The following is a 23017-nucleotide window of genomic DNA, read 5'->3' on the forward strand; positions in this document are numbered from 1 at the left end:
CCGCTATGTCACCCGACTTCCAATCACCTGACTTCCTGCAGTCGCACATCGCCCAGACGATGCGCTTCTACCACCCGCGCTGCATCGATCCCAGCGGCGGCTTCTATCATTTCTTCAAGGATGACGGCAGCATCTACGACCGCGAAACGCGCCACCTGGTCAGCAGCACACGCTTCATCTTCAACTACGCCATGGCCTGCCGCCACAACGACGACGCCAGCTACCGCGACGCCCTACGCCACGGCCTGAATTTCTTGCGTGACGTGCAGCGCGATCCCGCCACCGGCGGCTACGCCTGGCAGCTACGCTGGAACGGTCAGCAAAAAACCGTTACCGATGGCGACAACCACTGCTATGGCCTGGCCTTCGTGCTGCTGGCCTACTCGCAGGCGCTGGCCGCCGGCGTCAGCGAAGCGCGCCAGTGGATGGCCGAAGCCTACGATCTGATGGAACAACACTTCTGGCAGGCGCAGCACGGCCTATACGCAGACCAGGCCAGCGCCGACTGGCGCACGCTGCAACCCTATCGCGGCCAGAACGCCAATATGCACGCCTGCGAAGCTATGATTGCCGCTTACGAGGCCAGCGGCGAACGCCGCTACCTGCTGCGCGGCGAAACACTGGCGCACAACATCACTGTGCGCCAGGCCGCGCTGGCCGATGGCCGCATCTGGGAACACTACGACGAGAACTGGCAAATCGACTGGGACTACAACCGCGACGACAAGACCAATATCTTCCGTCCGTGGGGCTACCAGCCGGGCCATTTCACCGAATGGGCCAAGCTGTTGCTGCTGCTGGAACGCCACGCCGACGCGCTGGCGGAGCCGGGAGACTGGCTGCTGCCGCGCGCCATCGCCCTGTTCGATGACGCCCTCGAACAATCGTGGGACGCACAGCACGGCGGCATGGCCTATGGCTTCGGGCCGGACAACGCCATCTGCGACGGCGACAAATACTTTTGGGTGCAAGCCGAATCGCTGGCCGCTGCCGCTGTGCTGGCGGTGCGCACCGGCGAGCCACGCTTCTGGAGCTGGTACGAAGGCCTGTGGAACTATAGCTGGACGCACATGATCGACCACCGCCACGGCGCCTGGTATCGCATCCTCAGCCCGGACAACCGCAAGCTCAGTGATGAGAAAAGCCCGGCCGGCAAAACCGACTATCACACCATGGGCGCCTGCTACGAAGTACTGCGGGCGCTGGGGAGCGCCGCATGAACGCCCTGCCGCATTTCGTCTCGGCTGGCGAAGCGCTGACCGACCTGGTACGCACCGGCCCTGACCAGTGGACCAGCATGACGGGCGGCGCCGGTTTGAATGTGGCGCGTGCCATGGCACGGCTGGAGGTGCCAAGCGCCTTCGCTGGCGCCATTTCCAACGACGTCTTCGGCCAGGCCTTGCAGGCCAGCGCGCAGCAGGCCGGCCTCGATCCGCGCTTCCTGCAACTGAATGACCGCGCGCCGTTGCTGGCAGTGGTCCACGAAACAGCGCCGCCCGACTACTTCTTCATCGGCGACAACAGCGCCGACCTGCAATTCGCACCGTGGGAACTGCCGTCCGGCTGGGAGCGCGAAGCGCAGTGGGTACACTTCGGCGGCATCAGTCTGGCGCGTTCGCCGCTGGCGGACCGGCTGCTGTCACTGGCCTCCAGCCTCAAATCACAAGGTGTGCGCATCAGCTACGACCCGAACTTCCGCAAGCTGATGGACCAGCCATATGACCCGATGCTGCACCAGATGGCGGCACTGGCGGATGTCATCAAGGTGTCAGACGAAGACCTGCAAGGCCTGTTCCGCACCAGCGATACCCGCTCAGCACTTGAGCGCCTGCGCCAGATCAACCCGAACGCCGTCGTCCTGCTGACGCGTGGCGCCGAGGGCGCGGAACTGTTCAGCGGTGCGCAAGCCTGGCATGCGGCGCCGCCCGCCATTATCGTGGCCGATACCATCGGCGCTGGCGACGCCAGCGTCTGCGCGCTGTTGTACAGTATGATGCACCGGCCGCAAGCGGGCAGCATAGAGCACTTGCGCCATGCGGTAGCCGCCGGCGCCGCCGCCTGCACGCAAGCCGGCGCCACACCGCCTACCCGTCAACAGATCGAGGCGCTGGCGCCGTCGGTCAGCGTCATCCCATTTATTCAAGGAAGCCAGCCATGCGTCGTATGATTGCTTTGATTTGCCTGTTGGCCTGCAGCGTGGCGCAAGCCGCCGGCCTCGAAGAACGCCTCGCCTCACCGGATGGCAATGTGGTCCTGACCTTGCAACAAAAGACCGATGCCGCCGGCAAGCGCGCCCTCTACTACAGCGTGCACTATGGCGCCCACACAGTGATCCGCGACTCGCTGCTGGAACTCCGCCTTGACAACCATTTGTCCGAAAGCGCGATGGCACTGCCGGTCGACCGCCGCCCACGCTGGTTCGACAACCTGAACGTCGCTGGCGTACGCCGCAGCAGCCATGACAGCAGCTGGAAACCCGTCACCGGCGAAGCCGCACAAATCCGCGACCACTACCAGGCCATGACCGTGGAACTGGTCAAAGATGACAATCCGGTCTACAAGCTGGCAGTGGAGGTGCGCGCCTATAACGAAGGCGTGGCCTTCCGCTTCGCCTTCCCGGAAAATGAAAAAGGCAGCTACTACCGCATCATCGGCGAAGACACTGAATTCGCGCTGCCAGCGGGCACTCGCGCCTGGTATCACGGCTGGGCACAGGCACCGTACAAGCTGCTGCCGCTGCGCGATTGGCCCGATCAATCCGAGCGCCCGTTGACGCTGGAACTGCCGAACGGTCTGCACGTTGCCCTGCTGGAGGCGCAGATGACCGACTACGCGCGCACCAAATTCAAGCTGAGCGCCGACAAGCCGGATACGCTGGTCACCGCCATGCACGATGCCGCCGACCTGATCTCGCCGTTCGCGACGCCATGGCGCGGCATCATGATCGCCCGCACGCCGGGCGAACTGGCGCAGAACAACCACTTCATCCTGAACCTGAACCCGCCGTCGCGCATCGCCGACAGCAGCTGGATCAAGCCGGGCAAGATCATGCGTGTGATGACGCAGACCACCGCAGCCGCCAAGGCCAATATCGACTTCGCCGCGCGCCACAAGCTGGAATACATCCTGTTCGACTGGAAGTGGTACGGCCCCGCCTTCTCCTTCGACTCGGACGCCACCAAGGTAGCGATTCCTGACTTCGACCTGCCAGCCATCATCGCCTACGCCAAGGAACGCGGCATCGGTGTCTGGCTGTATGTGAACCAGCAAGCCTTGCTGACGCAATCCGATACGCTGTTCCAGACCTACCGTGACTGGGGCATTAAAGGCGTGAAATTCGGCTTCGTGCAGGTCGGCTCGCACCGCTGGACCACCTGGGTCGAGAAGGCCATCCAGCAGGCCGCAGCCGCCGGCATCATGGTCAACATCCACGACGACTGGCGGCCGACCGGTGAACAGCGCACCTGGCCCAACCTGATGACTTCCGAAGGGATACGCGGCAACGAGGAAATGCCGGACGCAACGCACAACACGGTGCTGCCATTCACCCGCTTCCTCGCAGGCGCCGCCGACTATACCATCTGCTACTACGATCCGCGCATCAAGACCACGCACGCACACCAGCTGGCGCTGGCCGTGGTGTATTACAGCCCCCTGCAAACGCTGTACTGGTACGACAAGCCGGAGATGTCGCAGGACGAGCCGGAACTGGCCTTCTGGGACCGCATTCCGACCGTGTGGGATGAAACCCGCGTACTGGATGGCGCGCCGGGCCGCAACGCCACCATCGCCCGCCGCAGTGGCAATGAATGGTATATCGGCGCCATCACCAACAACGAGGCGCGCACGGTGCAGCTCAAGCTGGACTTCCTGCCAGCCGGCCAGCGCTACGAAGCCACCATCTACGCCGACGACGCCAAGGCGCCAACCCGTACCAAGGTCGGCATCCGCAAGCAGACGGTCGATGCGCGCACGGTACTGCCGCTGGTCATGCTGGCATCCGGCGGCCAGGCGCTGTGGCTGCGCCCAATAAAATAAAAAATAAAACTAGATAATGGAGACATCCGCATCATGAGCAGCAAGCAAGCCCACTTCCGCTTCCTGTGCACCTTTGTGTACGTGTATTTCTTTGCCCAGGCAATGAGCATGTCGCTGCTGGCGCTGTGGCTACGTTCCACGCTACAGCTGTCCGGCGCCGAAACCGGCATCGTCTTTGCCGCCAACTTCATCGCCGCCATGTGCTCGCAGCCGGTGTACGGCTACGTTTCCGACAAGATCGGCATGCGCAAGCATGTGCTGTGGGCGGTCGGCGTGATGTGCATGCTGTCCGGCCTGTTCCTGGTGTACGTCTACGGCCCGCTGCTGAAGACCCACATCCTGGCCGGCGCCGCGCTGGGCGGCATCTACCTCGGCATCACCTTCATCGCCGGCAGCTACGCGATCGAGTCGTATGTTGATCGCATCGGGCGCGCCTACGGTTTTGAATACAGCCGCGTGAGGCTGTGGGGCTCACTGGGCTTCGCCAGCGCTGCCTTCCTCACCGGCCGCTTGTACAACGTCGACCCGCACATCAACTTCATGCTGGCCTCGTGCGCCGGCCTGCTGCTGGTGCTGATGCTGGCCTTCTGGCGCCTGCCGGAGCATGCAGTCAGCAGCGCCACCGGCGAAAAGCTGCGGCTGGCCGACGCCCTCGCCCTGCTACGCGACAAGGCATTCTGGCGCTTCATGGTGTTTGTGCTGACGGTGACGAATATCTACCTGGTCTACGACCAGCAGTTCCCCAGCTACTTCGCCTCGCAATTCCCCGACAAGGCCACCGGCGCCGCCATGTTCGGCTACCTGAATTCGCTGCAGATCTTCGTTGAGGCGGCCGGCCTGTTTGTCTCGCCGCTGCTGGTCCGGCGCATCGGCGCCAAGTACGGCCTGCTGTTGGCCGGTTCCATCATGATCGTCCGCATTGCCGGTTCCGGGCTGGCGGTCGGGCCGGTGTCGATATCAGCGATGAAGATGCTGCATTCGGTCGAACTGCCCATCCTGGTAGTATCGGTGTTCCGCTACATCGCCTATCACTTCGATAACCGGCTGGCGTCCACTGTCTACATGGTCGGCGTCAGCTTCGGCCACTCGCTCGGGCTGGCCCTGTTGTCGCCGCTGGTCGGCAAGGCCTATGATCTGATCGGCTTTAACCATACCTATCTGCTGCTCGCCGCCATCGGCGCCGTCTTCCTGCTGCTGTCGGTGTTCGCGCTATCGCCAACGCCGGCGGAAACCACCAAGGCCACACCATGAGGAACACCATGCCAGAAGTTTTACAGACCGGACGCCTGCCGCAGGCGTGGCGCCAGCTGCCGCAGCGCAGCCACATCGATCAGGCCATCGCCGCTGCACTGGCTGCCGTGGCGCGCAACGCCGCCTATTTCGGCGACCGTTTTCCCACGCCCTCCAGCACCGGCGGCGTCTACGGCGCCATGGACAACACCGAATGGACCAATGGCTTCTGGACCGGCATGCTGTGGTTATCTTATGAGCTAAGTGGACAGCAAGCCTTTCGCACGGTGGCGGAAAATCATGTGGCCAGCTTCGATCAACGCCAGCGCGAACGCATCGCCACCAATCACCACGACCTGGGATTCCTCTACAGCTTGTCGTGCGTCGCCGGCTACAAGCTGACCGGCAGCGAACAGGCGCGTGAAGCGGCACTGGGCGCAGCAAAGCTTCTGCTGGAGCGCTATTTCCCCAACGCCGGTATCATCCAGGCGTGGGGCGATCTGAATGATCCGGCCCAGCGCGGCCGCATGATCATCGACTGCAACCTGAACCTGCCGTTACTCTACTGGGCCAGCGACACCAGCGGCGACCTGCGCTTCCGCGAAGCGGCCGATCACCATATCCAGCAAGCTGCACGCCACATCGTGCGCGCCGACGGCTCGACCTACCACACCTTCTTCTTCGACGCCGACAACGGCCAGCCGCGTGAAGGCAAGACGCACCAGGGCTACAGCGATGATTCGTGCTGGGCACGCGGCCAGGCCTGGGGCATCTCCGGCTTCCCGCTGGTGGCGCGTCACAATGGCGCCACCCGATTGCTCGATCTGGGCAAGGTACTGGCCAACTACTATCTGAACCGCCTGCCGGCCGACGGCATCTGCTACTGGGACCTGATCTTCACCGATGGCGCCGAAGAACGTGACAGCTCTGCTGCCGCCGTCGCCGCCTGCGGCCTGCTGGAACTGGCCAGCCGCCTGCCGCTGCTCGATCCACTGCGCGCAGAATACGAGCACGCCGCTGCCGGCATGGTCATGACGCTGTCCGAACACTACTTCAACCACGAGGGCGCACCCGGCGCAGGACTGCTGCGCCACGCGGTCTACCACAAGCCTAACCGCATCGGCGTCGATGAGTCCTGCATCTGGGGCGATTACTTCTACCTCGAAGCGCTGACGCGCCTGAGCCGCATCTGGGAGCCATACTGGTGAATCTCAAATACATTCCCCTCGCACTGGCCGTCTTGCTGTGCCAGTCCGCCCACGCGCAAACGCCTCCAGCCGACGCGCCATGGGTCGCCGACCTGGGCGACGGCCGCTATCGCAACCCGGTGCTGCACGCCGACTATTCGGACCCGGACGCCATCCGCGTCGGCGACAAGTTCTACATGACCTCCTCCAGCTTCAGCAACGCCCCCGGCCTGCCGCTGCTGGAATCGCCGGACCTGGTCAACTGGACGCTGGTAGGCCATGCGCTGTCCGAGCTGCTGCCGCGCGATGTCTTCGCCAAGCCGCAATACGGCAAAGGCGTCTGGGCGCCAGCGCTGCGCCACCATAACGGCCGCTTCTACATCTTCTATCCCGATCCCGATTTCGGCATCTACGTCACCGAAGCACAAAACTTCAGCGGTCCGTGGAGCGCACCGCGCCTGCTGCTTGGCGGCCGTGGCCTGATCGATCCAGCGCCATTATGGGACGACGACGGCCAGGCTTACCTGATGCATGCCTGGGCCTTCAGCCGCGCGGGCAAAAACAACGTTGTCACCATGCGCCGCATGGACGCCGGCGCCACGCGCATCCTGGACGGCAAAGGCCAGGACATCATCAACGGCGCCGACTATCCGGGTTATCACACAGTGGAAGGCCCGAAAGTCTACAAGGCCAACGGCTATTACTATGTGTTCGCCCCAGCCGGAGGCGTCGAGCAAGGCTGGCAGGCAGTATTCCGTTCGCGCTCGCTGACCGGTCCCTATGAAGTGCGCAATGTGCTGGCGCAGGGCGACACGCCAGTCAACGGCCCGCACCAGGGCGCATGGGTGGATGCACCGGACGGCCGCCACTGGTTCTTGCACTTCCAGGACAAGGGCCCATATGGCCGAGTCGTCCACCTGCAACCGATGCAATGGAAAGATGGCTGGCCGCTGATCGGCCAACCTGGCCGCCAGCCGGGCACCGGCGAACCAGTCATCACCTACACCAAACCGGTGCAAGGCAAGCCGCTGGCCGCACCGCCGACCATTGACGATTTCAGCACGCCGCAGCTTGGCCTGCAATGGCAATGGGGCGCGAATCCGCAACCATCGTGGTACTCGCTGAGCGCCAAGCCTGGCGCCTTGCGCCTGTACACACAGCCGCTGGCCGACGCGGATGATTTCGTCCGCGCCTCGCCAGCCATCCTGACGCAAAAAGCGCCCGCATCACGCTTCCTCGCTACCACGCGCGTGCGGCTGGAACAGGCAAAAGATGGCGATCGCGCAGGCCTGATCATCAACGCCATGCAATACGCATGGGTAGGCCTACGCCGTAACGGCACGGTCAATGAACTGGTTTGGACAGTGTGCGGACCATTTGGCCCGCGCTGCAAGGAGCAATCGACAGTGATACTGTCACCAGCACCGACGGAACTGACGCTGCGCGCCCACATGAACGAAGGCGCCTTCGTCAACTTCGCCTACAGCGTGGATGGCAAGACGTTCAAGCCGGTAGGCTCACCGTTCCCGGTCACGCGCGGCACCTGGGTAGGCGCACAGGTTGGCCTGTTCAGCGCCGGCAGGCAGCCCGGCTCCTGGCTCGACGTGGAGCAGTTTGAATTGACGGCGCCCGGCGCGGGCCCCTACTGAGCAGTAAAGCGTGCCCACCTCTCCCGGGCACGCCTCCAGTTGCCCGGACAGGATCAAACCTGTTCGGGCTTTTTTACGTCAATATCTCATCACTGCCACCGCTCACACTCATGTAAAGCCGCCGCCAGAACATGTGAGATTTCGCGTATTTTTCAGATAAGCAAGATGTTATGCTCTACAGCCAGCGGCTGAGTTCGGCCAGTTGCAGCCGGTGGAATATTGAATATTCTGGATAATCGACCGTGTAGTTGGCCAACATCCACCGCAAAAAGACCGAATCACGTTAACAGCCGCACTTTCGACTAGTTGTCTATGAATACTCCCGATTTCTCCAAGTACGATGAGACTCAGCTTACAAGGGCAAGAATAAGCGTAAACGGCCAGGAGCAGCAATTGGACGTCCGCATAAGCATTACTTTTTTGCGCGCGACTGGCATTTAGTTTGAAAGTAAGAATTCGAGTGTTTTGCGTATATACGGGATAGACTGGTGTTTCCTGCCGCCTCTTACGCGGCGTGACGCCAGCCGCAAACATCTCACCAAATATTTCAGCCTCGGATTGCAAATGCAGATCACGGAACGACTGAAGCGGGAGCATTCGGGAGCGCGTCGCACTATTTTACTTTCTTTGAAAAGTACTGAATTTTTTCGACGCGGGGCGTTGAGCCGATACCAACAATTTGCCTGAAACTCAGTACCGCAACGCCAGACCGCATCCCGATGACAAGTTGATTATCCAGCAGATAAGCGCTGTTCGGATACAGACCATGCCAGAACTGGTCAATGGCGAGCACCTTCATCTCCAAAAATTTCGGACTGAAGCTGATCAGGCCGTTGTCGGTAACAATGAGAAATGCAAAGTATTCCCTGTCGTTTCGCTCTATGGCCACCGCCTCCGGCGCACCCGGAAGCAGCGTCACTTTTTCAGCGTTGACATCTTCTTTGTTACCTGTGACTTTGTAGATTGCCCCCCGCGCGGAAGCCAAGTGCGCCAGTCCGGTAAAGACGAAAAGTTCATCTTTTTCCTGTATCAGCTGAACGATGTTATCGCGGATGAGTAGATGTGCCGTCCCATCGGAGTCGACTACGGAAAGATTGCCTCCCCACTCCCCTTTGTTGGTGCCGATGAGGGACTTGCCGTTGAACGTGATTTTGGTTTCCTGTGGCCGGTGTAAATTTTTTTCTTCCTTGATGGTGAGCTGTCCAGCATTCTTTGCCACGACATAATCGACCAAGTTGTGGTTAGCCGCAAGCCACGCGCCGCCTGTCGGGATGTTGCTTTCGACGAGACCAGCACGACTCAATGCATCCTCGATTTCGCCACTGAAGCACGAGGGGGATATAAAGAGTAAAGCGCACATTAACACCCTGATTGTCATAGAAATCTTCGTTCAAAAAATTCACACTTGAATGACGGTGATGGGCTTCGTCACGAATGCTGCTGGAACCCGCGCTGCGCCGCGAAGCGTTCGAGGTGGTGGTCTACATCACCTAGCGTCAGCTCGATCATCGTCAAGCGCTTGAAGTGATGCGCGGCCGGCAGTTCGTCGGTGACGCCCATGCCGCCGTGCAGCTGCACCGCCTGCTGGCCGATGAACTTGGCCGCCTGGCCGATGCGCACCTTGGCCGCAGACGCCACCCGCCGGCGCTCCTCCGCATCGCACGCCATGCGTGCCGCCACCAGCATCGCCATCGAGCGCGCCTGCTCCAGGTGCACATACATATCGGCCATCCGGTGCTGCAGCGACTGGAAGCTGCCAATGGCGATGCCGAACTGCTTGCGCGTCTTCAGATACTCCAGCGTGGCGTTGAAGATGGCGTCCATCGCGCCGACCGCTTCCGCGCACAGCAGGCTGACGCCGTAATCGGCCGCCTCCTCCAGCATGTCCCAGCCACCACCCAGCTTGCCCAGCAACGCCGACGCCGGCACCGCCACATGGTTGAACTGCACCGTCGCCGCGCGCTGGCCGTCAATCGTGCGGTAGTCCTTGATGACGACGCCGCTGGTATCGGTCGGCACCACAAACAGGCTGATGCCGTTGGTGTCACGCTGCGTGCCGGCGCTGCGGGCTGAAACAATCAGCGCGCCCGCCTGCCCGCCGTGAATCACCACCGTCTTGGTGCCATCAATGCGGTAGCCTTCGCCGTTGATGCTGGCGATGGTCTTGACGTCGGCCAGATCGTGGCGCGAGTGTTTTTCCGTCAGCGCACACGCCAGTTTCAGCTCACCCTTGGCCACGTCTTCCAGCCGGTGATGCTGATTGCCCGCCAGTTGCAGGAACTTCGCGCCCCAGACCGTGGAGAAATACGGCTCGACCACCAGGCCACGTCCCAGCTCCTGCATCACCACCAGCATGTCGACCGCGTTGCCGTTGAAGCCTCCCTGCGCCTCCGGCACCGGCAAGGCCGTCATGCCCAGTTCCACCAGCGTATTCCATGCCACATCCGACACGCCGCTGGCGGAGTGAATGATGCGCTTGCGCGTGTCGAAACTGTAGTCCTTGTCCACCCAGCGACGCAGCGCATCGGCGAATTGCTGTTGTTCTTCGTTGAAATTGAAATCCATCGCCGCTCCCTTACAGGCCCAGAATCATCTGGGAGATGATATTTTTCTGTATCTCGTTCGAGCCACCGTAGATTGAGGTCTTGCGGTAGTTGAAGTAATACGCGGTCAGCGGCGCGCCCGCATCGTCGCCGGTAACCGCGTGGTCGGTCTTGCCTTCCAGGTAGTCGGTATCGAATGGCAGCGCACCGGGGCCGAGCGTTTCGATCATCAGCTCGGTCAGCAACTGCTGGATTTCGGTGCCGCGCACTTTCAGCAGCGAGGCTTCCGGGCCGGGCGCGTGGTCTTCACGCGTCAACACGCGCAGCACGGTGGTTTCCAGCGCCATCAGGTCGATTTCCAGGCTGGCGATCTTGGCGGCGAACACCGGGTCCTGCATCAGCGGCTTGCCGTGCTTGTAGTGCTCGGACGCGATTTTTTTCAGGAACAGCAGTTCGCGCTTGGAGCGGCCCACCGCCGCAATGCCGGTGCGCTCGTGGCCCAGCAGGTATTTGGCATAGGTCCAGCCCTTGTTTTCCTGGCCGATCAGGTTTTGCACCGGCACCTTGACGTTGTCGAAGAAGACTTCGTTCACCTCGTGGTCTTCGTCCAGCATGATGATGGGACGCACGGTGATGCCCGGCGTCTTCATGTCGATCAGCAGGAAGGAGATGCCTTCCTGCTTGCGCACGCTGCTGTCGGTACGCACCAGGCAGAAGATCATGTCGGCGTGCTGGGCCAGCGTGGTCCAGGTCTTCTGGCCGTTGACGATGTAATGGTCGCCCGCGCGCTCGGCGGTGGTTTTCAGCGATGCCAGATCGGAACCGGAGCCCGGTTCGGAATAGCCCTGGCACCACCAGTCGTCGCAATTCAGGATGCGCGGCAGGTAGTGGGCTTTTTGCGCCTCATTGCCGAAGGCCATGATGACCGGTGCCACCATATTGACGCCGAACGGCAGGATGGGCGGCGTGCCGGCCCGGGCGCACTCTTCTTCCCAGATGTGGCGCTGGGTGGGCGTCCAGCCCGGTCCGCCGTACTCCACCGGCCAGGCCGGCGCCGACCAGCCCTGACGGGCGACGATCTGATGCCAGCGCACATAATCCTGGCGGCTCAGACGCAGGTGGTTGCGGACTTTCTTTTGCAGGTCGCTTGGCAGGTTGGTGTCCAGGAAACCGCGCACCATGTCGCGAAATGCCAGGTCCGCAGCCGTGTAAGTCAAATCCATGCTGTCTCCTTGTTTTTACGGCCGCGCTAAAAAAGCACGACCGTTCAAATCCATTCTACTCCCATGTTCTTGAAAAAGGCGACAGATTGGTGGAATTTCTTCACTTCGAAGCAAGCTTTTTCACCACAGCATGCGTGGCTTTCAATACCTTACCTTCGTGATCATGGGGCTGCATGACAGCCACGCGCTTGCCGCTGGCTTTGTCGACCAGCGTGGAATGGGCTTCGCCGGGCGCAAACAGGTGGCGCTCGCCCCATTGGCGCAAGGCGACGATGGCCGGGAACAGGCTTTCGCCTTTGGCCGTCAGCACGTATTCCTGGTAGGCGCTGCCGTCAGATGCTGGCTGGATCGCGAGCAGGCCGTATTCCACCAGCGCGCCCAGCCTGTCGGACAGGATATTGCGGGCGACGCCGAGGTTGCGCTGGAAATCGCCGAAGCGGCGGATGCCGTCCATGGCGTCGCGAATGATCAGCATGGACCAGCGGTCGCCGACCAGGTCGACCGCGCGGGCGACCGGGCAATCGTCATTTTGCAGGGATTTTCGTTTGGCCATGGTTGCATTTTAAAACTGGTTTACGGTAGGCTGCAAGAAGTTTTATTTTGCAACTGGATTGGAGGCTGATCGTGCCGCGTTCTTTAGTATTGTTGTTTGCCTGCGCCTGCGGGCTGAGTGTCGCCAATGTGTATTACGCGCAGCCCTTGCTGGACGCGTTGGCGGCGGATTTTGGCGTCGGCCTGGCGGCGGTCGGCGGCATCATCACCGCGACGCAGGCTGGCAGCGTCTTGGCGTTGCTGTTGCTTGTGCCGTTGGGCGATATGCTGCCACGCCGGCGCCTGATGCTGTGGCAGGTGGGTGGGCTGGTTGTCGCCCTGGCCTGTGTTTGCCTGGCGCATAGTACGGCGGCTTTGATGGCTGGCATGCTGGCCGTGGGCATGCTTGGCACCGCGATGACGCAGGGCCTGATCGCCTATGCGGCCAGCGCCACAACTGCGGACGAACGTGGACGCGTGGTCGGCGCGGCGCAGAGCGGCGTGGTGGCCGGGCTGCTGCTGGCACGTGTGTTCGCCGGGTTGATTGCCGACCTGGCCGGCTGGCGCGGTGTCTATGCAGCCTCTGCCGCCATCATGCTCGCCCTCGCCGCGCTGCTATGGCGCAGGCTGCCGAAGCTGACCCCGCTCCCGGTTTTCGCGCCAAGGCAAAGCCCATCGCATGCACGGCGTGCCCCTCTGTCAGCCGCCGGCCAACCGGCGCAATTGTCCTACTTCGGCCTGCTCGCCTCAATGTTCACGCTGCTGCGGCACAACCGCATGCTGCAAGTGCGTGGCATGATTGCGCTGCTGATGTTCGCCGTGTTCGGCGCCTTCTGGAGCGCGCTGGTCTTCCTGCTGAGCGCCCCGCCCTACGAGTACTCGCACACAGCAATCGGCGCCTTCGGCCTGGTCGGCATGGCTGGTGCACTGGCGGCCGCGCGCGCCGGCTACTGGGCCGATCAAGGCCATGCGCAATACACCAGCGCCGCCGCGCTCGCGCTGATGACGCTCGCCTGGCTGCCACTCGCCATGGCGCCGCACTCGCTGGCGGCGCTGGTGATTGGCATCCTGGCGCTGGATCTGGGCGTGCAAGCACTTCACGCCACCAACCAGAGCCTGATCTTGCAAACCGCCCGAGGCGAGCACAGCAGGCTGATAGGCGCCTACATGCTGTTCTACGCGCTGGGCAGCGGCGGTGGCGCGCTGGCGGCCACGCAGGTTCACGCCTTGGCAGGCTGGAACGGCGTCTGCCTGCTGGGCGGCGGCCTCAGCCTTGCTGCCCTCGTCTTCTGGGCGGCCACAACAAAAGTGGCCTGTCCGGATTGCAAAAGTGGCCGGACCAATTTAGAATGGTTCGACCAAATAAACGTTTTACAACAACAAAGAGACGAAAACCCGTGACCTCCCCAACCGCACTGATCGCGGCTGTCGCCGCTACCCTGCTCGCCCTTCCAGTCCACGCTGAAGGCCCTTACCGTAATCCGGACAACAAGAGCGTCTACGACGCCGGCGAAGGCACCTATCCAGTGCTGTACAAAAAGCCGACCGTCGCCGAAATCACTGCCTCGCTGGACCGGATACGCGGCTACATGGAAGCCACCACGCCAACCAAGGTGATCCATAAGGACAGCGGCCTCCAGATCACCGACTTCAGCAAGCCGGTGGCCGACGCCGTCGTCGAGCCGAGCAGCGCCGAATGGGGCATCCAGGTCTACGAAATGGGCGTCGTCCACGCCGGCCTGATGAAAGCCGCCAGCGTCACCGGCGACAAGAAATACACCGCGATGACCGCGCGCCACTTCCAGTTCATCGCCGACAAATATCCCTACTTCAAGGCCCAGGAACAGCAGTTCAGCCTGAAGCGCGCCAACAGCTTCGCACGCGTCCTCGAACCGCGCTCGCTGGATGACGCCGGCTCCATGTGCGCCGCCATGATACGTGCCAAGTTCGCCAAGATCGGCCCGGACATGAGCCAGTTCATCGAAACGTGCAGCAACTGGGTCTACAAAAAGCAATTCCGCCTGAAAGACGGCACGCTGGCGCGCGAGCGTCCGCAAGCCGTCTCGCTGTGGGCCGACGATATGTACATGGGCGTGCCGGCGCTGGCCGAAATGGGCCATCTGACCGGCAAGCGCGAATACTACGACGACGCCGTCAAGAACGTGCTGCAGATGTCGCAATACCTGTTCAATCCGCAGCTGGGCCTGTACACCCACGGCTGGAACGCCAACAATCCGGACGCGCCGCGCTTCTACTGGGCGCGCGCCAACGGCTGGGCGGTGCTGACCATGAGCGACCTGCTGGACGTGCTGCCGAAGGACCATCCAGGCTATCCGAAAGTGCTGGCGCAGCTGCGCCTCAGCCTGCGTGGCATCGCCGAGCTGCAATCGGGCACCGGCCTGTGGCACCAGATGCTGGACCGTAACGACTCCTACCTGGAAACCTCGGCCAGCGCCATGTTCACCTACGTGATCGCGCACGCCATCAATGAAGGCTGGATCAACGCCGCCACCTATGGCTCGATCGCCCAGGCCGGCTGGGTCGGCCTGACCACCCGCATCAACGCGCGCGGCCAGGTCGAAGGCACCTGCGTCGGCACCACCTTCGCCAGCGATCACATCTACTACTACAATCGTCCGACCAGCGTCGACGCGCTGCACGGCTACGGACCGGCGCTGCTGGCCGGCGCCGAGATGATCAAGCTGCTCAACAATCCGAAGCTCGACATCCAGGTCAAGTTGCGCACCTACCACTACGTGCCGAAAGATGCCGGCGCCACCAACTACAGCCACGAATAAGGAGATGACCGGAATGCGTATGTATTTGTTACCTATCGCTGCTGCCGCCGCACTGGCCAGCGCTACGCTGAGCGCGGCCGAATTGGCGCGTATCACCGTCACCAACGATCTGGACCAGGCGCGCCCGTCGGAAACCATCGCCGTGCCATGGAGCGAGATCAACCGCGTGCTGCCTGGCGCGCTGATCCAGAGAATCGCGATCAAAGACAGCAAGGGCAACATCCTGCCCTACCAGGTCAGCAATATCGCGCCGCAGGCCAAGGACCCGAACAACGTCGGCATCGCCTATGGCGAGCTGTTCTTCCAGCACAGCTTTGCCAAGGGCGAGCAAAAAGCCACGTTCACCGTCGAAAAAACCGAGACCGTCACGCAGCCGTTCGCACCGAAGACCTTTGCCCGCTATGTGCCGGAGCGCCTGGACGACTTCGGCTGGGAAAACGACCACGTGGCGCACCGCACCTACGGCCCGGCACTGGCGGCGCCGGACACGGCTGGCGTCGGCAAGGAAGTGCTGGTCACGAGCGGGCTGGACATCTGGTTCAAGCGCGTTGCCTACCCGATCGTCGACCGCTGGTACAACAAAGGCCATGACCACTACCATCACGACGAAGGTGAAGGCATGGACATGTACAACGTCGGCAAATCGCGCGGCGCCGGTGGCACCGGCGTGTGGGACGGCAAGCAGCTGTATGTCGGCCGCAACTACGCCTCGTGGAAAGTGCTGGCCAACGGCCCGATCCGTAGCGTCTTCGAGCTGACGTACGACAGCTGGGACGCGGCGGGCGCCAAGGTCAGCGAAGTCAAGCGTTTCACGGTCGACGCCGGCCAGGACTTCGACACCATGGACAGCACCTTCACCTTCAGCGGCCCGCAGACCCTGACTGCAGCCGTCGGCCTGAACAAAAAGCCGGCCGACAAGAAGCAGAACGAAAAAATCACGGTCGGCCGCGACGGTGTGGCGCTGACACAATGGGTCACGCAAAACAGCAACGGCGCCTTTGGCACCGCCATCGTGCTGCCGAGCGCCAGCGGCATCACCGAAGACCCGCTGAACGAGCTGATCCTGGCGCCAGTCGAATCCGGCAAACCGTTGCGCTACTACATCGGCGCCGCCTGGGACCGCGCCGGCCACGTCAAAACGCAGGCCGAGTGGCAAGAAAAGGTCAAGCAAATGGCCGCCCGCGCCACCCACCCCCTCAAAGCCACCGTCACCCCTTAAACTCCGGGGGTCAGTTCTGCCAAACGTACATGAGTTCGTGTACGTTTGGCAGAACTGACCCCGGTTTTTTTTCGCACGGTAATTTTATAGACTTGAGACTAACAATTCCGTATGCTTTGAGGGTGTAACGCCCCTTGCTATCGGGCATGGGGACTCCTATACGGTTACTTGTGCGAGATTTTCTTTCCCTACTTGCCGGCGCGACCGCTCTGGCGCTGGCCTTGATCCTGCCGGCCGGCGCCACGCCAACGCCATGGCAAAAGCTGGCGCCCACCATGTTCGAACACCTGGTGCCGGCCGAGCGCGGCTTCCCCAGCCCGATCGTCATGACCGTCGCCCAGGATGGCGATGGCTTCATCTGGTTTGGCACGCAATCCGGACTCGGCCGCTGGGATGGCTACCGCATGCGCAATTTCTTCTACAAGGCCGACGATCCGCACTCGTTGCCCGGCGACTTTGTGCAAACGCTGCATGTCGACCGCCAGGGCCGCCTGTGGATCGGCACCACCACCGATGGCGTCGCCATGTACGACAAGCGCAGCGAGCGTTTCATCCGCTATCCGGCCGGTCCCAAGGGCCTGAGCAGTCCGGCAGTGTCGTCGCTGGCCAGCGATGAGCGCGGCAACATCTGGGTCGGTTCCGCCGGCGGCCTGGATTACATCGACTTGCAGAAAGGCGGCGCCATCACCCATTATCCGCGCGCCGCCAGCGCCATGGGCGGCGCGCGCGCCAACCAGGTCCGCGCACTGCTGGTGGACCGCGCCGGCCATCTGTGGATAGGCTCGAACGCTGGCCTGGCGCGGCGCGACGCCGTCACCGGCATGATCGAAGACCTGCCCATGGCCAACGGGCTGAACGACGCGGTGCTGTCGCTGGGCAGCAGCAGCGCCGGCGAAGTGGTGTTCGGCACGCTCAAGAGCGGCATCGGCGTGGCCCACGCCGGCGACAGCGCACGCCTGCTGCCGCTGAGCCAGATCAAGGATGCCAGCAGCGCCATGGTACTGTCGATCGCCGAGATCCTTCCCGGCACCTGGTGGGCCGCCACTTACGGTGGCGGCGTGATCGAGTTCGATACCGCCGGCCACAGCCGCCGCATCGTGCACCGCGCGGCCATGAGCATCAGCCTGGCCCACGACCGCACCGCCGCCGTGCTGCGCGACCGCAGCGGCCTGATATGGGTGGCCAACGAGCGCGGCGTCGATATCCACAACCCCGCTAACCGCAACGTCGATACGGTGCTGGATGGCGCCGGCCTCAGCGAAATCTCCGCCTTTGCCTTCATGACCGACACCGGCGGCCGGCTGTGGGTGGCACTGGGCGACCAGGGCATCGACCTGATCGACGCCGACGGCAACCGCAGCGCCGGCCTGCGCCCCGATCCGGGCAAGCCCGACGATGCCCTGCCCAATCGCCTGATCCTCAGCCTGGCCGAAGCCGAGCCGCACGAAGCCTGGATCGGTACCGCGCTGGGCCTGTACCACACCAGCGAACGCGGCCAGCGCGTGCGGCGGGTAGCGCTGCCGCTGGACGATCCGTATCCGCGCATCGGCAGCATCGTGCAGCTGGGCGAGACACTGTGGCTGTCCCTGCCATCGGGCCTGATGCGCTACAACTTGCGCAGCCACGCGGTGCGCATCTACGAACAGGGCCCGCCTGCAGAAGGCGGTCTGAGCGACAGCCGCGTCACCATCATGCGGGTCGGCCCGGACGGCATGCTGTGGCTGGGCACGCGCCACGGGCTGAACCGCTTTGATCCGGCCACCGGCCAGATCGAGCATATCCTGTCCAGCAGCGACCGCGCCAACGCGCTGCCGCACAGTGTCATCACCAGCCTGACCTTCGACCAGCAGCATCGCCTGTGGGTCGGCACCAACAGCAACGGCATCGGCATCATGGACGGCCGCAATGCCGACGGCAGCTACCGTTTCCGCAAGCTGCGCATGCAGGAAGGCCTGCCGGTCAACAATATCGGCGCCTTGCAGGCCGACCAGGCCGGCAACGTCTGGGCGTCGACCTCGGACGGCATCGCTGTGATTGACGCCAGCACCTTCAAGGTGCATACGCTGGACCGCAGCAGCGGGCTGGTGTTCCAGCCGTACTTCGTCGGCGCGGTCGGCAAGACGGCACATCATGAAATCGTCTTCGGCACCTCGGGCGGCTACGTGGTGGTGCAGCCGGTGCTGCCGCAAACCTGGCGCTACCAGCCGCCGCTGGTGGTCAGCTCGGTGCGGCTGGACAGCCAGCTGGTGCCGCCAGCCGCGCTGCTGACCGCAGGCGGGCCGGCGCTGGAAATAGCGCCAGGCACGCGCAAGGTCGAGGTGGAAATCGCCGCGCTGGACTACTCGTCCAGCCAGCGCAACCGTTATGCCTTCCGGCTGGACGGCTATGACAAGGACTGGGTCGAAGCCGACGCCAGCCACCGCGCCACCACCTACGCCAATGTGCCGCCCGGCAGCTATCGGCTGTCTATGCGCGGCAGTAACCGCAACGGCGTCTGGAGCCCGCACGAGCTGAGCATGGAACTGCATTTCCTGCCAGCCTGGTATCAGACCTGGTGGGCGCGGCTGGGCGCGGTGCTGACGGTGCTGGCCTGCGCTTGGGGCGTGTACCGCTGGCGCGTGCGCAACCTGCAGCAGCAGGTGTATTCGCGCACGCTGCACCTGGAGCGGGTGCACGCCATCGTCAAATCGATCAATGACGAGCTGGATTTCGACACCCTGCTGCACACCATCCTGCGCGAATCGTCGGCAATCGGTGAAGTCGGCGTCGCCTATGCGCTGATTGCCGAGGTGCCGGACGGCCCGCTGGCGATCCGCGCCGCCTGGGGCCACGACGCGCTGCCATCGGCTGCCGCCGGCATGGCGCCAGCCGCCGCGCAGGCGCAGTTTGTCGACGCCGCCACCGTCATCGCGCCGGACATGTTCCTCAAGCAAAGCACCATGCTGGCGGTGCGCATCCGCGTCAATCAGCAGGTGCAGGGCTACCTGGTCTTCAAGCAGGGAGCGCCGTTTGCGCGCAAGGACCTGGAGATGTTCAAGGCGCTGAAAGAGCCCTTCGTTTCAGCCTTCCAGAAAGCCAGCGCCATCCGCGCCATCCAGCGGGCACGTGCCGACGCCGAAGCGTCCACCCGCGCCAAGAGTGAATTCCTGGCCAATATCAGCCACGAGATCCGCACGCCGATGAACGCCATCCTCGGCTTCGCCGGCCTCGGCACGCATCTCGACCTGCCGGCCAAGCCGCACGATTACTTCACCAAGATCGGCCGCGCCGGCCAGAACCTGCTCAGCATCATCGACGACGTGCTGGACTTCGCCAAGATCGAGTCCGGCAAGCTGGAGCTGGAGGCCGTCCCGTTCGACCTGGGCGAAACACTGGCGCAGATCAGCGACCTGTTCTCCTGGCGCGCCGCCGAGAAAGGGCTGGACCTGCTGGCCTGGGCCGAGCCACAGGTGCCGCTGCGGCTGGTCGGCGATCCGCTGCGGCTGAACCAGGTGCTGGTCAACCTGGTCGGCAACGCGCTGAAGTTCACCGCCGACGGCCACATCGGCCTGCGTGTCGAACTGGTCGAGGACGGCCAGCCGGTGCGATTGCGCTTCATCGTCGAAGACAGCGGCGTCGGCATCAGCGCCGAGCAGCAGGCGCGCCTGTTCCGCGCCTTCTCGCAGGCCGACACCAGCACCACCCGCCTGTACGGCGGCACCGGCCTCGGCCTGGCGATTTCGCAGCAGCTGGTGCAGGCGATGGGCGGCGTGATCGGCATCGACAGCACGCCAGGATTAGGCAGCCGTTTCCACTTCGACCTGGCGCTGCACCGCCAGCCTGGCGAACAGCCGGCGCCGCCGGCCCTGCCCGCTGAAGCGGCCGGCCAGCGCATCCTGGTGGTCGACGACAGCGCCATGGTGCGCGACATGCTGTGCCGCCTGCTGCGCCACAACGGCTTCGAGGTGGCGGCGGCGGCCAGCGGCGCCGCAGCGATGGCCCACCTGGCCACGCAAGCGGCCGACCTGGTGCTGCTCGACGGCGAGCTGGAAGGCGTTGACACCGGCTTGCCGCTGGTGCTGATGAAAACCGAATTCAGTCGCGAGCCAGCAGCACAGGCCACGCCACGGACCGGCGTGGCCGCCACCTTGGTCAAGCCGGTGCAGCCGGCGCAATTGCTGGATGCGGTGCTGGTGGGGCTGGGCCTGGCATCGCCGCCACGTCCGGAGGTGGCAGCTTCGACGGCCTTGTCGGACGCGGCCCAGCGCATCAGCGGTGCGCGCGTGCTGGTGGTGGACGACAATGTCATCAATCAGCAAGTGGCGCGGGAAGTGCTGCTGCGCGCCGGCGTACAGGCGGACCTGGCTGGCAGCGGCGTCGAGGCGCTGCAGATGGTCGACCAGGCCAGCTACGACGCGGTGCTGATGGATATCCAGATGCCGGGCATGGATGGCTACGAGACCACCACGCGCATCCGCGCCAAGACGCAGCACGCGGCGCTGCCGCTGATCGCCATGACGGCACATGCGGTAGCCGGTTTCCGGGATAGCAGCCTGGTGATGGGCATGAACGACTATGTCACCAAGCCGATCGATCCGGAGCGCCTGTTCAGCGTGCTGGCCAGCCAGTTGCGCCGTCCACGGCCCGCCGCGACCGCCACAGCGCCGGCCATGCCAGCGCAGGCCACAACGCAGGACGATGGCATGCCCGCCCTGCCCGGCATCGATATGCATGCGGCGCTGGGACGGCTGGGCGGCAACAGCAAGCTGCTGAGCGTGCTGCTGGGCCATTTCGCCAGCGACTTTGAAGCCAGCGCCGCCCAGATGCTGCACGCCATCGAGCAACACGACTTCCCGCAGGCGGCAATGCTGGTGCACAAGGTGCGCGGCGCCGCCGGCAACCTGTCGATGCCGGAACTGCACCGCACCGCCACCGAGCTGGAAGAACTGCTGGCTTCGTCGCCAGGCGCGCCTATCGATGCCGCACTGGCGGCATTCAGCACCGCCCTCGACACCGTGCTCGACGGCTTGCAGGCGCAGGAAACCCAGGCCTAGAGCGCGTCCTTCTCGCCGTAGCGCAGCTCGACCATGGTGCGCTCACCGGTAGAGGCCGGGCCACAGCCGCACATCGCAATCACCGCGTGGCGCAGATGGTCCAGCCCCAGCGTCTTTTCGATATCGGCGTCGTTGATGGCGGCGGTGATGAAGGCCGGGTAACCGGCCTCGGTCGCCAGCAGGTAGAAGGTCTGCGACAAGTGCCCGGCGTCCAGCGCCAGCGCGCGGTAGGCTTTCTGGTGATTGCGATACTTCCAGAAACTGCGCTCCATGCGCGCCACCAGCACCACTTGCAACGGCGCGGTGGACAGCCAGTGCTGGTCGGCCAGCATATAGCGCGCCAGCTCGGCCGCCGCATCGCTGTCCAGCGCGCGCAGCGGCCGCAATTCATGTTCCAGCGGATGATAGTGGTACAGCCCGGGCGCCACGCCGTCCACCCGCTGCACCAGTACGAAAGCTTCGACCGGATGCAGGCCGCCGCCCGACGGACTGGTTTTCTTCAATACCGACGCATGCGGCCCGACCTGGCGCACTTCCTGCGCGCCAAAGGTCCGCTGCAGCAGCCGCGCCGCGACCTCCAGCGGCACGCTGGCCTGCTGGTCGAAGTTGCGGCCGGTATAGCGCTTCAGCAGTTGCTCATCCATGCGTCCGCCGGCGGCGCCGGGCAGCTTGACGGCCGCGCCTTCGCCCAGCTCGAAAGTGGGTGGTGGTGGTTCGCCATAGCGCTCCAGCAGCGCCTGGAAGCTTGGCGCCTCCATGCCGGTTTCTTCGGTGACGCCGCGCCAGCGGCCATAGGTATGCGCCAGCGCGGACAGTGGACGCCAGTGGGTGGCGCGCAAGGTGTCGTCACGCTCACGCTGTCCGGCGTATTGCGGCGTATCGCCGATCAGCAGGCCCAGTTCCAGCAATTGCGCCACGCATGCCTCGCCATATTGCTGCTCGGCCGCTGCACGCTCGCTCCACACCGTGTGGCTCAGGCCGCCCAGCGCGGCCAGCTGAGCGGCATCAATGGTCAGCTCCAGGTCCAGGTGCGGCGCCAGCGCCACCCAGTGCGTTCTGGCGGCCAGCGCACTGCCGCCGGACAGAACGACTTTCCAATCGATAGCGAGTTCTTCGCGAGATTCGACGTACAAAACGGCGCAACGGCGTAGTTTCATGGGCATATCCTCCGGTCGGGATGGCAATGAGCACGAGTCTAGCGCACGTCTTGGCAATTTGAAAAGTTTGTCGTAGCATGAAGCTGGGCGCCACGGCCGTGCGCGCACCTTAATCCTTCTCTATAAGGGCTAAATCCATCATGCATACTGTCAACGAACTCAGCGCCATCCTCGATAAACTGGCGAGTGATGACAAGTTTCGCGCGCACCTGCTGAACGATCCGGTCGCCGCGCTGGCCGGCCTGGGCATCACTCTGTCGGCGCAGGACGTGCCGGAAGAACTCAGCCTGCCATCGAAGGCGGAAATCGTCTCCGAACGCACCGAGCTGCTGAACCAGGTGGAAAGCACCGGCACCATGATTCCATTCCTGCTGTCCGGCATGCTGGCTGCCGCTTAAGCAGCCCCTCC

General features: G+C 63.5%; 16 protein-coding genes. 11 read left to right on the forward strand and 5 right to left on the reverse strand.

All coding sequences use genetic code 11. The features are described 5' to 3' along the window. The first annotated feature begins 5 nt into the window (after window positions 1-5). The 6 genes from BLS51_RS02525 to BLS51_RS02550 are packed head-to-tail and all read left to right on the forward strand — an operon-like array spanning window position 6 to window position 8104. Entirely contained in the window at window positions 6-1220 is a 1215-nt protein-coding gene (locus BLS51_RS02525; protein WP_090180744.1) for an AGE family epimerase/isomerase, read from the forward strand. Further along, entirely contained in the window at window positions 1217-2167 is a 951-nt protein-coding gene (locus BLS51_RS02530) for a carbohydrate kinase family protein (protein WP_090178796.1), read from the forward strand. Before BLS51_RS02525 ends, BLS51_RS02530 begins: the two co-directional genes overlap by 4 nt. Then, window positions 2155-4038, forward strand: a complete 1884-nt coding sequence (locus BLS51_RS02535; protein WP_090178793.1) for a glycoside hydrolase family 97 protein — start codon at window positions 2155-2157, stop codon at window positions 4036-4038. Before BLS51_RS02530 ends, BLS51_RS02535 begins: the two co-directional genes overlap by 13 nt. 33 nt (window positions 4039-4071) lie before the next feature. After that, window positions 4072-5289, forward strand: coding sequence for an oligosaccharide MFS transporter (locus tag BLS51_RS02540; protein ID WP_090178790.1), 1218 nt, complete (start codon window positions 4072-4074; stop codon window positions 5287-5289). A gap of 8 nt (window positions 5290-5297) precedes the next feature. Continuing rightward, window positions 5298-6476: a glycoside hydrolase family 88 protein gene (locus BLS51_RS02545; RefSeq protein WP_217636411.1), complete on the forward strand. Its 1179-nt coding sequence runs from the start codon at window positions 5298-5300 to the stop codon at window positions 6474-6476. Next, complete coding sequence (locus BLS51_RS02550; protein ID WP_229207413.1) at window positions 6473-8104, forward strand: glycoside hydrolase family 43 protein; 1632 nt, start codon at window positions 6473-6475, stop codon at window positions 8102-8104. Before BLS51_RS02545 ends, BLS51_RS02550 begins: the two co-directional genes overlap by 4 nt. A 613-nt stretch (window positions 8105-8717) precedes the next feature. Here the strand turns inward: BLS51_RS02550 and BLS51_RS02555 are convergent. The 4 genes from BLS51_RS02555 to BLS51_RS02570 form a co-directional block, all read right to left on the reverse strand. After that, window positions 8718-9482, reverse strand: a complete 765-nt coding sequence (locus BLS51_RS02555; protein WP_090178782.1) for a hypothetical protein — start codon at window positions 9480-9482, stop codon at window positions 8718-8720. Window positions 9483-9532: 50 nt separating this feature from the next. After that, window positions 9533-10669 carry an acyl-CoA dehydrogenase family protein gene (locus BLS51_RS02560; protein WP_090178779.1) on the reverse strand — a complete coding sequence of 379 codons (1137 nt, stop codon included), beginning with the start codon at window positions 10667-10669 and terminating at the stop codon, window positions 9533-9535. A 10-nt stretch (window positions 10670-10679) separates the two neighbouring features. Continuing rightward, a complete protein-coding gene (locus tag BLS51_RS02565) occupies window positions 10680-11870 on the reverse strand; it encodes an acyl-CoA dehydrogenase family protein (protein ID WP_090178775.1) in 1191 nt (396 codons plus the stop codon). Between the two features lie 100 nt (window positions 11871-11970). Then, window positions 11971-12423, reverse strand: coding sequence for a winged helix-turn-helix transcriptional regulator (locus tag BLS51_RS02570; protein ID WP_090178771.1), 453 nt, complete (start codon window positions 12421-12423; stop codon window positions 11971-11973). Window positions 12424-12494: 71 nt separating this feature from the next. Between BLS51_RS02570 and BLS51_RS02575 the strand changes: the two genes are divergently transcribed. The 4 genes from BLS51_RS02575 (at window position 12495) to BLS51_RS02590 (ending at window position 21451) form a co-directional block, all read left to right on the forward strand. Next, on the forward strand, window positions 12495-13802 hold the full coding sequence (locus BLS51_RS02575; RefSeq protein ID WP_090180737.1) for an MFS transporter: 1308 nt from the start codon (window positions 12495-12497) through the stop codon (window positions 13800-13802). Continuing rightward, window positions 13799-15199 carry a glycoside hydrolase family 88/105 protein gene (locus BLS51_RS02580; protein WP_229207412.1) on the forward strand — a complete coding sequence of 467 codons (1401 nt, stop codon included), beginning with the start codon at window positions 13799-13801 and terminating at the stop codon, window positions 15197-15199. The genes BLS51_RS02575 and BLS51_RS02580 overlap by 4 nt, the downstream gene beginning before the upstream one ends. A 19-nt stretch (window positions 15200-15218) precedes the next feature. After that, complete coding sequence (locus tag BLS51_RS02585) at window positions 15219-16418, forward strand: DUF4861 family protein (protein ID WP_229207411.1); 1200 nt, start codon at window positions 15219-15221, stop codon at window positions 16416-16418. Window positions 16419-16588: 170 nt separating this feature from the next. After that, window positions 16589-21451 carry a hybrid sensor histidine kinase/response regulator gene (locus BLS51_RS02590; protein WP_175472497.1) on the forward strand — a complete coding sequence of 1621 codons (4863 nt, stop codon included), beginning with the start codon at window positions 16589-16591 and terminating at the stop codon, window positions 21449-21451. Here BLS51_RS02590 and BLS51_RS02595 read toward each other — a convergent pair. Continuing rightward, window positions 21448-22608 (reverse strand): putative peptide maturation dehydrogenase, encoded by a 1161-nt coding sequence (locus BLS51_RS02595; protein ID WP_090178758.1) that lies wholly within the window; start codon window positions 22606-22608, stop codon window positions 21448-21450. The two genes, BLS51_RS02590 and BLS51_RS02595, sit on opposite strands and share 4 nt — an antisense overlap. Before the next feature lie 140 nt (window positions 22609-22748). On the opposite strand from BLS51_RS02595, the gene BLS51_RS02600 reads away from it, so the two are divergent. Beyond that, entirely contained in the window at window positions 22749-23006 is a 258-nt protein-coding gene (locus BLS51_RS02600) for an NHLP-related RiPP peptide (RefSeq protein ID WP_090178755.1), read from the forward strand. Window positions 23007-23017 lie beyond the last annotated feature (11 nt).

The sequence above is a fragment of the Duganella sp. OV510 genome, from assembly GCF_900100205.1.
Lineage (GTDB): Bacteria > Pseudomonadota > Gammaproteobacteria > Burkholderiales > Burkholderiaceae_D > Rugamonas.